The sequence below is a fragment of the Stenotrophomonas sp. ZAC14D2_NAIMI4_6 genome (genome assembly GCF_003086875.1).
Classification (GTDB): domain Bacteria; phylum Pseudomonadota; class Gammaproteobacteria; order Xanthomonadales; family Xanthomonadaceae; genus Stenotrophomonas.
Genome location: NZ_CP025996.1, coordinates 4,419,476 through 4,431,104, shown reverse-complemented (window position 1 = coordinate 4,431,104; position 11,629 = coordinate 4,419,476). Strand labels below are relative to the sequence as shown.

The 11,629-nt window shown below is 66.9% G+C and carries 9 protein-coding genes; 7 read left to right on the top strand and 2 right to left on the bottom strand.

Features of this window, described 5'->3' with window-relative positions; translation table 11 throughout:
* Positions 1–254 precede the first annotated feature (254 nt).
* From rpmH to C1933_RS20025, 6 genes are all read left to right on the top strand, one after another.
* Positions 255–395, top strand: a complete 141-nt coding sequence (rpmH, locus tag C1933_RS20050; protein ID WP_005411729.1) for a 50S ribosomal protein L34 — start codon at positions 255–257, stop codon at positions 393–395.
* A gap of 5 nt (positions 396–400) precedes the next feature.
* Positions 401–895 (top strand): ribonuclease P protein component, encoded by a 495-nt coding sequence (gene rnpA / locus C1933_RS20045; protein ID WP_108751428.1) that lies wholly within the window; start codon positions 401–403, stop codon positions 893–895.
* The gene (gene yidC / locus C1933_RS20040; protein ID WP_108751427.1) at positions 895–2,610 is read left to right on the top strand and encodes a membrane protein insertase YidC; all 1,716 of its coding nucleotides are present in this window, start codon (positions 895–897) and stop codon (positions 2,608–2,610) included. Before rnpA ends, yidC begins: the two co-directional genes overlap by 1 nt.
* A gap of 102 nt (positions 2,611–2,712) precedes the next feature.
* Positions 2,713–5,385: a polysaccharide deacetylase family protein gene (locus tag C1933_RS20035; RefSeq protein WP_108754675.1), complete on the top strand. Its 2,673-nt coding sequence runs from the start codon at positions 2,713–2,715 to the stop codon at positions 5,383–5,385.
* 3 nt (positions 5,386–5,388) lie between these two features.
* Positions 5,389–6,738 carry a tRNA uridine-5-carboxymethylaminomethyl(34) synthesis GTPase MnmE gene (mnmE, locus tag C1933_RS20030; protein WP_108754674.1) on the top strand — a complete coding sequence of 450 codons (1,350 nt, stop codon included), beginning with the start codon at positions 5,389–5,391 and terminating at the stop codon, positions 6,736–6,738.
* A 155-nt stretch (positions 6,739–6,893) separates the two neighbouring features.
* Entirely contained in the window at positions 6,894–8,009 is a 1,116-nt protein-coding gene (locus tag C1933_RS20025) for a glycerophosphodiester phosphodiesterase (RefSeq protein WP_108754673.1), read from the top strand.
* 127 nt (positions 8,010–8,136) lie between these two features.
* On the opposite strand, the gene C1933_RS20020 is transcribed toward C1933_RS20025, so the two are convergent.
* Together C1933_RS20020 and C1933_RS20015 are read right to left on the bottom strand one after the other, a co-directional pair.
* Complete coding sequence (locus C1933_RS20020) at positions 8,137–8,907, bottom strand: rhomboid family intramembrane serine protease (RefSeq protein WP_108754672.1); 771 nt, start codon at positions 8,905–8,907, stop codon at positions 8,137–8,139.
* Between the two features lie 106 nt (positions 8,908–9,013).
* The gene (locus C1933_RS20015) at positions 9,014–9,976 is read right to left on the bottom strand and encodes a TerC family protein (protein ID WP_108751422.1); all 963 of its coding nucleotides are present in this window, start codon (positions 9,974–9,976) and stop codon (positions 9,014–9,016) included.
* 464 nt (positions 9,977–10,440) lie between these two features.
* On the opposite strand from C1933_RS20015, the gene C1933_RS20010 reads away from it, so the two are divergent.
* The gene (locus C1933_RS20010) at positions 10,441–11,610 is read left to right on the top strand and encodes a class I SAM-dependent rRNA methyltransferase (RefSeq protein WP_108754671.1); all 1,170 of its coding nucleotides are present in this window, start codon (positions 10,441–10,443) and stop codon (positions 11,608–11,610) included.
* Positions 11,611–11,629 lie beyond the last annotated feature (19 nt).

The window sequence follows — 11,629 nt, the reverse complement described above, 5'->3', positions numbered from 1 at the left end:
CGGCAATAATCGTCCGGTGGCCGGTGGATAGGCGCGACAACGCGCCCAGACACAGGCCGGAAAGGGGGAAATGGATGGCTCAGACTACCACCGCACGCGCGCCTTCGGAATGGTTGTCCCCCACTTATTCACAAAAACATCCACAGCTATTGCACAGGCCGGTGAATTCGCGTAGTCAACAGGGGTTGACGGGAGGGGGGCGACCTCTCTAGAATTTCCGGTTCTTTCCCGTCCCATTCATACGAGAGGCCCACATGGCCACCAAGCGCACCTACCAGCCCAGCAACCTCAAGCGTAAGCGCGACCACGGCTTCCGTGCCCGTATGAAGACCGCTGACGGCCGCAAGATCCTGTCGCGTCGCCGCGCCAAGGGCCGCAAAGTCCTGAGCGCCTGATTGCCATGCCGCTCACCGCGGCAGACGCAATCCCTTCGACAGTGAATACTGCAGACCCGCGCAAGCGATTCCCTCGCTCTGCGCGGGTTCGCACGCGTGCCGAATATTCAACGGTCTTCAACGGCGCCCGCCGTGTGTCCGATCCGCTGATGACCCTGCACTGGCTGCCGGCTGACCGGCCGGCCAGGCTGGGTCTGGCGGTTTCCCGCAAGGTTGATCCGAACGCCGTGGGGCGTAACCGGATCAAGCGCGTCCTGCGCGACATCCTGCGTCAGACACGTACCGACATCCAGCCAGGCGACTTCGTCGTCGTGGCCCGTAGTGCTGCGCGTTCTGCCAGCAACGACGACATCCGCCAGGCCTTCCTGCGCCTGCTGCGGCGCCTGCGCGCATTGCCCGCGCCGGGCGTGGACGGCACAATGCCGCCGCCTGATGGCATCGCAACTCCCTCTTTGACCGAGCCGGCATCGCGTTCCGGCCCCGCTGAGCCTGCCCGCTGATGAACCAGACCCGCGTATTCCTCATTTTTGCCTGGCTGATGGTGGCCGTGCTGCTGTGGATGGAGTGGAGCCGTGAAACGGCCGCCCCGACCCCGGCCCCGACCAGCAGCTCGGCCCCGGCCGCTGCACAGAGCGTTCCGGGCGCGACCCCGGGCAGCATCCCCAGTGCACAGGTTCCCGGCGCGCCGGGTCAGGCCGCCGCGACCCAGGCCCAGGCCAGCGCGACCCCGGCTGCCCAGCGCGTGACCGTCACCACCGACGTGCTGCGCCTGGTGCTCGACGGCGGCCGCGTGCTGGACGCCGAGCTGCTGCAGTTCCCGCAGAGCAAGGATGAAGGCAGCCCGCCGGTTCGCCTGCTGACCGAAGACCCCGCGCACCCCTACAGCGCGATCAGCGGCTGGGCCAGCGAAGACAAGAGCGCCCCGGTGCCCGGCGCCGACGGCTTCAAGCTGGTCGGTGATACCCGCGACTTTGTGCTGGCCGACGGCCAGAACGAACTGCAGATCCCGTTCGAATGGACCGCCAACGGCGTGACCATCAAGCGCACCCTGACCGTCTCGCGCAACGAGTACGCCGTGCGCTTCAAGGACGAAGTGATCAATGCCGGCGCCGCGCCGTGGAACGGCTACGTCTACCGCACCCTGGACCGCACCCCGACCATCCTGTCGCGGAGCATGACCAACCCGGATTCGTTCAGCTTCAATGGCGCGACCTGGTACGACAACGACAAGAAGTACCAGCGCCGTGCCTTCAAGGACTATCTGGAAGATGGCGCGCTGAACCAGAACATCACCGGCGGCTGGCTGGCGATGCTGCAGCACCACTTCTTCACCGCATGGATTCCGCAGAAGGACCAGACCGCTCACTACGTGCTGTCGCAGGTAGCCGGTCGTGACCTGATCGAAGCGCGTGGCCCGGCCTTCACCGTGGCCCCGGGCCAGTCCACCAGCACCGAGGCCCGCCTGTGGGTGGGCCCGAAGCTGGTGAACCAGATCGCCAAGGAAGACGTGCCGGGCCTGGACCGCGTGGTCGACTACAGCCGCTTCTCGATGATGGCGGTGATCGGCCAGGGCCTGTTCTGGGTGCTGAACCAGGTGCACAAGCTGGTCGGCAACTGGGGCTGGGCGATCGTCGGCCTGGTGGTGCTGCTGAAGCTGGTGCTGTACCCGCTGTCGGCCACCCAGTACAAGAGCGGTGCCAAGATGCGTCGCTTCCAGCCGCGCATCGCGCAGCTGAAGGAACGCTATGGCGATGACCGCCAGAAGTTCCAGACCGCGATGATGGAGCTGTACAAGAAGGAAAAGATCAATCCGATGGGCGGCTGCCTGCCGATCCTCATCCAGATGCCGATCTTCTTCGCCCTGTACTGGGTGCTGGTGGAATCGGTCGAACTGCGCCAGGCGCCCTGGTTCGGCTGGATCCAGGACCTGACCGCACGCGACCCGTACTTCATCCTGCCGGTCATCAACGTGGCGGTGATGTGGTTCACCCAGAAGCTGACCCCGGCACCGGGCATGGACCCGATGCAGCAGAAGATGATGCAGTTCATGCCGCTGGTGTTCGGCGTCATGATGGCCTTCATGCCGTCCGGCCTGGTGCTGTACTGGGTGGTGAACGGCGGCCTGGGCCTGCTGCAGCAGTGGTGGATGACCAAGCGCCACGGCAGCGAGCCGGTTGCCGCCAGCACCGCCCCGGCACCGGTCAAGAAGAAGTAACCCGACCCGGTCCAAACGACGCAAAAGCCCGCCGCAAGGCGGGCTTTTCGCATGCGGGGGTAGAATCGCCCGCACACCGCTTCTCCCACCTTCGAGTCTGCCATGCCGCGAGTGCCGTCGTTCCGCCTGTTCCTGCCCTCGCTGCTGTTGACCCTGGTCGTTGCCGGCTGTGGCGACAAGGACGCGAAGGCGCCGGCGAGCGCGGTGACCCAGCCCAGCGCACAGGCCGCCGCCGCCGCTGATCCGGCCGCCGCGCCGCTGCTGGCTGCGCTGCAGAAGCAGCTCGATGGCTACCGCCGCATCGTGGTGCTGCTGGCCGACGAAGAGCAGCAGAGCGCCGCCGACCGTGGCACCTCCACGCGTATCGGCCAGCAGTTGTTCCACGATGGCTTGGAGCAGCGCGGCGCCATCGCCGCGCAGTTCGACGGCCTGCTGCGCAGTGGCAGCCCCCAGCGCTTCGCCACCCTGGGCACGGTGCTGGACTACATCGAATCGGCGCCGGAGCTGTTCGACGCCGACCGCCTGGCGTTCCGCGAAGTGCTGCGTGACCTGCACGACCGTGTCGGTGCCGATTCCTCGCTGCCGGCAGTGAAGCTGCACCAGCGCATCGGCGAAGACTTGGACGCGCTGGACGAGATCGAACGCAACTACAACCAGGAACTGACCCGCATCTTCAGCCGCTTCGAGCGCACCCGCGCCATCGACCTGAAGCGCGAGAAGTGGGACGACTACATCGCCCACCTGCACAAGGATTACAGCCGCGAAGCAATCCTGCGCGATTACGGGGTGATCGAGCCCTACCCGATGTCGATGAAGGACAGCGACCGCGAGATTTTCGGCCGCGACCTGCCGCCGAAGACCGTGGTGCTGACCTTCGACGATGGCCCGCACAAGGCCTACACCGATGAAGTGGTGGCCATCCTGAAGCGCTACGACGTGCCGGGCGTGTTCTTCGAAGTGGGCCGCAACCTGGGCAAGGTGGAAGCCGACGGCAAGGTCACCCTGGGGCCGATGGCCAAGATCAGCCGCAGCCTGATGGAAGAAGGCTACGCGGTGGGCAACCACAGCCTGACCCACGCCCAGCTCTCGCGCACCACCGGCGATGCGCTGCGACAGCAGGTGCTGGACACCGACACCCTGTTGAAGGACGTGGACAGCAAGCGCGCGCCGCTGTTCCGCTTCCCCTACGGCGCACGCAACGCCGAAGGCCTGCAGTTGCTGAACGAAGCAGGGCTGAAGTCGATCATGTGGAACATCGATTCCATGGACTGGGCCGACCCGGTGCCGGAATCGATCGTGCAGCGCGTGCTGGGCCAGGTGAACAAGGAACAGCGCGGCATCATCCTGTTCCACGATATCCACGACCGCGCGGTGAAGGCGCTGCCGCAGATCCTCGATCGCCTGATTGCCGACGGTTACCAGTTCGCCGGCTGGAACGGCCGCGAATTCACCGTCGCGCGCCCGCGCAAGGGCGCCAGCAACGATGCCACCGTCACCACCGGCTACGAGAAATCGTGGGCGATCGTGGTCGGCATCGACAACTACGCCAAGTGGCCGAAGCTGGAATACGCCAGCCACGATGCGCAGGCGGTGGCCGATACGCTCACCGGGCAGTTCGGCTTCCCGTCTTCGCAGGTGATCGTGCTGAAGAACGAACAGGCCACCCGCAACAACATCCTGGCCGCCTTCCACGACCGCCTGGCCGACGACCGCACCGGGAAGAACGATCGCGTGTTCGTGTTCTTCGCTGGCCACGGCGCGACCCGCCAGCTCGCCTCGGGACGCGACCTTGGCTACATCATTCCCGTCGATTCGGACCCGAAGGAATTCGCCACCGACGCCATCGCGATGACCGATATCCAGAACATCGCCGAGAGCATGCAGGCCAAGCACGTGATGTTCGTGATGGATGCCTGCTACAGCGGCCTGGGTCTGACCCGCGGCGGCCCTTCGTCGTCGTCGTTCCTGCGCGAGAATGCACGCCGCAGCGCGCGGCAGATGCTGACCGCCGGCGGCGCCGACCAGCAGGTGGCCGATGCCGGCCCGAACGGCCATTCGGTGTTCACCTGGGTGCTGCTGCAGGCGCTGGCCGGCAAGGGCGACCTCAATGGCGATGGCCTGATCACCGGTACCGAGCTGGCCGCCTACGTGGCGCCGGCGGTGTCGGCGGTTTCGCAGCAGACCCCGGCCTTCGGCAGCCTGCCCGGTTCGCAGGGCGGCGAGTTCGTGTTCCAGGTGCCGGACAGCCAGGAATACCTCAACGCCGATACCCGCCAGCTGACCGCCGATGCGATCGCGCTGAACAACAAGGTGGACGCGGCGCAGGACGCCAAGAACACCCAGGCGCCGGTGACCGTGGCCGACCTGCAGGGCGGCAAAGCCAAGCTGGTGGTGCCCACCGCCGGCCCGGCCTCGGACCGCCAGCGCGCGCAGCAGGCCAACGACCGCGGCCTGCAACTGTACCGCGAGAAGCAGTACGACGAAGCCGCCGCGCAGTTCGCCGAGGCGCTGAAGCTGCGTCCGGACTTCGCCCAGGCCGCCAACAACCTCGGCTTCGTCTACTACCGCCAGCAGCGCTACGCCGAAGCGGCGCGCTGGCTGGAAAACACCTTGAAGATCGACCCGTCGCGCGCGGTCGCCCACCTCAACCTGGGCGATGCCTACTTCAATGCCGGCGACAAGGCCAAGGCGAAGCAGGCCTACACCACCTACCTGGCGCTGCAGCCGCAGGGCAGTGGTGCCGCACAGGCGCGCGCACAGCTGGAGAAGCTCTGAGCCATGAACGATGTGACCCGCACCGACACCATCGTCGCCATCGCAAGCGCACCCGGCGCCGGCGGTGTCGGCCTGCTGCGCCTGTCCGGCCCGCGAGCCGCCGCGATTGCTACGGCGCTCGGCGCGCCCACGCTGCGCCCGCGCCACGCCCACTACGCACGTCTGCGTGATGCCGACGGTGAGGTGATCGACGATGGCATCGTGCTGTGGTTCCCGGCGTCCAACAGCTTCACCGGCGAAGAAGTGGTGGAACTGCAGGGCCACGGCAGCCCGGTGCTGCTGCAGCAACTCGTCGCCCGCTGCATCGCCCTGGGCGCGCGCCAGGCACGGCCGGGTGAGTTCAGCGAACGCGCCTTCCTCAACGGCAAACTGGATCTGGCCCAGGCCGAAGCCATCGCCGACCTGATCGCTGCCGGTGACAACCGTGCCGCGCGTGCTGCACGGCGTTCACTGGACGGCGTGTTCTCGCGCCGCATCGATGCGGTGGTGGAACAACTGGTGCTCCTGCGCATCCACGTGGAAGCGGCCATCGACTTCGCCGACGAACCGCTCGATACGCTGGGTGGCGCGCAGGTGCGGCGTGGGCTGCAACAGGCGCGCGGCGACCTGGCCCTGCTGCGGCGTGATGCCGAGCGCGGCCGCCGCCTGCGCGATGGCCTGCATGCGGTGCTGATCGGCCCGCCGAATGCCGGCAAGAGCTCGCTGCTGAACGCACTGGCCGGCAGCGAACGCGCGATCGTCACCGACATCGCCGGCACCACCCGCGACACGTTGCGCGAGACCATCCGCCTGGACGGGCTGGAGCTGACCCTGGTCGACACCGCCGGCCTGCGCGACGGCGGCGATGCCATCGAACGCGAAGGCATGCGCCGCGCCCATGTGGAGATCGAGCGCACCGACCTGGCCCTGATCGTGCTGGACGCGCGCGATCCGGCCGCCGGTGAGGCCGCGCTGGGGCAGGCCGTGTCAGATGTGCCGCACAAGGTCTACATCCACAACAAGTCCGACCTGCTGGACGCGCTGCCCGCACTGGACGACCCGGACCGCGTATTCGTTTCGGCCGCCACGGGCGCGGGGTTGGACGACCTGCACGCGCGCCTGCGCAGCATCGCCTCGGCCGGGGCAGGGGAGCAGGTGGACGGTGAGTTCTCCGCGCGCACCCGCCACGTGGACGCGATCGAACGTGCGCAGGAACACGCACAGCGCGCCGATGGCGAGCTGGCCCACGAACACCTGGAACTGGCCGCCGAAGAACTGCGGCTGGCGCACGACGCGCTGGGCGAGATCACCGGCCAGATGAGCGCCGATGACCTGCTGGGCAGGATCTTCTCCAGCTTCTGCATCGGCAAATAAGCTCTGCCTCTGGTAGATGCCAACCTTGGTTGGCATAAGGCCCAGGCCAGAAGCCAGGGTCGGAGCCCCTGCGGGGATCCGACCCCCTGCTTCCCCCGGCTGTCACATTCCCGCCGCATACTGACGGCCATCACAGACCGTTTGGGGACGTCGCAGTGAAGTCGTGGGGTTGTGCGTTGCTGTTGTCGCTGGCCGTGGCACCATCGGTGGCCATGAGTGCTGAATCGTCCACCCCGGCCGCGCCCAAGGCGCTGGTCTACGGCCACCGCGGCGCCAGTGCGCTGCTGCCCGAACACACCCTGGCCGCGTATGCCCAGGCGATTGCCGATGGCGCCGATTACATCGAACCGGACCTGGTGATGACCAAGGACGGGGTGATGGTGGCCCGCCACGAGAACGAGATCGGCGGCACCACCGACGTGGCCGAGCACGAAGAATTCGCCAAGCGGAAGACCACCAAGGTGATCGACGGCCAGCGCGTGACCGGCTGGTTCACCGAAGACTTCACCCTGGCCGAGCTGAAGACCCTGTACACCCGCGAGCGCCTGCCCGAGCTGCGCAGCACCGCCTTCGATGGCCAGTTCCGCATCGCCACCCTGGACGAGATCCTGGCCTTCCTGGTGCAGCAGGCCGGGCGTGCCAACCGCGGCATCGGCCTGGTGCCGGAGATCAAGCACCCGACCTACTTCCAGTCCATCGGCCTGCCGATGGAAGACGCACTGCTGGCCGCGCTGCGTGGCAACGCGTATACCAACGTCGGCCCAGTCACCATCCAGTCGTTCGAGACCGCCAACCTGCGCTACCTGCGCGGCAAGCTGGGGCGCGGCAGCAACATCCGCCTGCTGCAGCTGATGTGGAAGGGCGAGGTGAAGCCGGCGGACATCGCCAAGGCCGGCGGCAGCCTGACCTACGCACAGATGATGACCCCGGCCGGTCTTGAGCAGATCGCCACCTATGCCGATGGCATCGGCCCGGAGCTGCGCTCGATCATCCCGCTGCAGGCCGATGGCGCGCTGGGTACGCCCACGACCCTGGTACGCGATGCGCATGCAGCCGGGCTGCTGGTCATTCCCTACACCTTCCGCCCGGAAAACCACTTCCAGGCCAGCAACCTGCGCAAGGGCGCGGACAACGCGCGCAACCCGGAAGGCTCGATTGCGGAAATGCGCGCCTACCTGGCGACGGGCATCGATGCGTTCTTCACCGATGACCCGGCACTGGGCCGGCAGGCGGTGGATGGCACGGGCGCGGCGGGGAATGCGGCGGATTGATGCACCCGTGGTAGGTGCCAACCTTGGTTGGCACACAACAACCGCGCCGACCAAGGTCGGCCACTACCGGGCCGTGAAGACCCCGAATGGGGTCAGAGCCCCTTCGGGGATCTGACCCCGGCACCGGTCAACCGCGCGGGTCTTCCGGCCGGCGGAACGGAATCACCACGTAATCCTGCCCTTCGCGCGGCTGCCACAGCACCGGCACGCGCTGCGGCGACGGCGGCTCCAGCTCGTCGTAGGCCAGCGGCTGCACCTCGTCTTCTTCGTCTTCCCAGCTGTAGTGCGGGCGCGGCGGCAGCGGGTCGGCGTTGCGGAACAGCAGGGCGGCGATGATGCCGGCAAAGGCACCGCCCATGTGCGATTGCCACGACACGCCGTCGGCATGCGGCAGGATGGTCATCAGCATGCCGCCGTAGAACAGCATGCCGATCAGGCCGGTGGCGATGGCCGCGCGGTCGCGGCGCAGCAGGCCCAGGCTGGCCAACAGGAACATCAGCCCGTGGGTCACGCCACTGGCGCCCAGGTGCACGCTGCCCGGGTTGCCCAGCATCCACGCGCCCACGCCCGAGCCCAGCCACAGCAGGGGCAGGGCACGCAGGGTCGCCTTCGGATAGACACTGCCGGCCAGGGTGCCCAGGATCAGGATCGCGATGCTGTTGGCGGCGATGTGCTCCACCGACGCGTGCAGCATCGGCCCACCGATCAGGCCCAGCAGGCCCTTGGCTTCCAGCGGTGCCACCGCCCATGGCCGCCAGTCGAAGCTGCCTTGCAGGGCGAACACGACCACCAGCACCAGCACGGCGGCCAGACTGGTGTTGAACGCCCGCACGATGCGCTGGCGGTCATTGCGGGGGGCCGGCACGTCGCCGGCGGGCAGGGGCGCGTTGTTGTCCATGCTTCAGCAATGGCGGTGGCTGGCGCGAAACCAAGGCCACCGCTGCGGGAGAGTGGGCGTGGCCGGCGGGACAATCCCGCCGGCCGTGTTGCAGGCCCGGCCAGGATCAGGCCGCGCCGGTGCCTTCCTTCGGCGGGTATTTCAGGCTGAGCACCACGGTCGCGGCGATGATCACCGCCACCACGCCCAGCGACACCGGGGTGGGGATCTTGAACAGGTCGATGATCATCATCTTGATGCCGATGAAGCCCAGCACCAGCGCCAGACCGTACGGCAACAGGTGGAAGCGGTCAGCCATGCCGGCCAGCAGGAAGAACATGGCGCGCAGGCCCAGCACCGCGAACACGTTGGAGGTGAGCACGATGAACGGGTCGGTGGTGATGGCGAAGATGGCCGGGATGCTGTCCACGGCGAAGATCACGTCGGTCACCGCGATCAGGATCAGCACCGCGAACAGCGGGGTGAACCAGCGCACGCCATCGCGCTTCACACTCAGCGCGTTGCCTTCATAGCCCGGCAGCAGGCGCAGGTGCTTGCGCATCCAGCGCAGCGCCGGGTTGGTTTCCAGATCCGGTTCCTGGCCGGCGGCGAACCACATCTTCCAGCCGGTGAACAGCAGGAAGGCGCCGAACACGTAGAGCAGCCAATGGAACTGGCTGATCAGCACGCTGCCAGCGAAGATCATGATCGTACGCAGCACGATCGCACCCAGGATGCCGATGATCAGCACCTTCTGGCGCTGTTCCTCCGGCACCGCGAAGTAGCTCATGATCATCAGGAAGACAAAGATGTTGTCCACCGCCAGGGCCTTTTCGACCAGGTAGCCGGTCAGGAACTCCAGGCCCACCTTGTTGGCCACCACCTGGCCGGCGGTCTCGCTGAGGTAGAACCACAGGCCCGCGTTGAACAGCAGGGCCAGGGCGACCCAGCCGATGGACCACCACAGGGCTTCCTTGAAGGTGACCTTGTGCGGGCCGCCGTGACGCATCAACACCAGGTCGACCAGCAGGGCGATGATCACCACCGCCACGAAGCCGCCCCACATCCACACATTACCGATCGTCTGCATTGGGAATATCCGTTGGAAAGATGAATGCCAGGCCGTACGGCGAGGATCTGCAACGGAGGATCGGGAGGGGATCCAGGGACAGAGCTTCGCCAGTACGGCGAAGGTCTCGCTCGCAACCCCACGCGGGTGGGATTGCCGTTGCACCGGAGCCTGCGGGCTCGAATTGACGGCGACAACGTCTGGGAGCTACTCCCCTTCTGGCGCCGATTCTGCGGCCTGGCCGGCCCGCCGTCAAATGGCCGACCAGCCGGGGTCGGATCCCCGCAGGGGCTCTGACCCCGACCAGCGTGCCAACCAAGGTTGGCACCTACCACGGCTGATCGGGGTCAGAGCCCCTGCGGGGATCCGACCCCGGCTGCCCGGGCCCTCGTAGAGTCGAGCTTGCTCGACTGAACGGGACCGTTCAGCAACGCCAGTCGAGCAAGCTCGACTCTACGAAAGCGCCCCCCGGCTACAATAGGCGGATGAATACCCCCTTGCCCGTTGTCCGCCTGAAGAATGCGTGGCGTTCCAGCCACCCGTGGATCTTCCAGAAGCTGGTCGAAAAGCCGACCGTCCGCCCCAAGCCCGGTTCCATCGTCGACGTGGTCGGCATTGATGGCGAATTCATCGGCCGCGGGTTCTACAACGGGCACTCGCGCATTGCCGTGCGCATCCTTGAAATCGATCAGAACGTGCCGGTGGATGCCGGCTGGTTCTCGCGCAAGATTGCCCAGGCGGTGTCGCTGCGCCGTGAGGTGCTGAAGCTCGACACGGTGTCCGACGCCTGGCGCGTGGTGCACAGCGAAGGCGACGGCCTGTCCGGCCTGGTGGTCGACCGCTACGGCGACCTGGTGGTGGTCGAATTCTTCGCCGCCGGCATGTTCCGCCACCGCGAGTGGATCTACGACGCGCTGCGCGAGCAGTTCCCGGGCTGCCGCTTCCACAGCTTCGCCGACGAACACGTGCAGAAGCAGGAAAGCTTCGACTTCCACGGCAACACCACCACCGAAGCATCGGTGATCACCGAGTACGGCATCAAGTTCCGTGCCGACCCGGCCGGTGCGCACAAGACCGGCTTCTTCGCCGACCAGCGCGAGAACCGCGAGTGGCTGAGCCAGCAGGTGGAAGGCAAGCGCGTGCTGGACCTGTGCTGCAACACCGGTGGCTTCGCCGTGTACGCGGCCGCGCGTGGTGCGTCGGAAGTGGTCGGCATCGACATCGATGAAGACGTGATCCAGATCGCCAAGGGCAATTCGCGCCTGAACAACGTGCGCCCGAAGTTCGTCCAGTCCGACATCTTCCCGTGGCTGCGCGACGCCGCCAACCGCGGCGAGCAGTACGACGTGGTGATCCTGGACCCGGCGAAGATGACCCGCGACCGCGACCAGGTGATCACCGCGCTGAAGAAGTACCTGGACATGAACAAGCTGGCGCTGGGCGTGGTGAAGCCGGGCGGTCTGTTCGCCACGTTCTCCTGCACCGGCCTGGTGGCCGAGGACCAGTTCCTGGACATGCTGCGCCGCGCGGCGTACTTCTCCGGCCGCACGATCCAGATCCTGAAGGTGGCCGGCGCCGGTCCGGACCATCCGTTCATGGCGCACGTGCAGGAATCGCGCTACCTGAAGGCCGTGTTCTGCCGCGTGGTCGACTGATTCCGACCTGTCGCGTCGA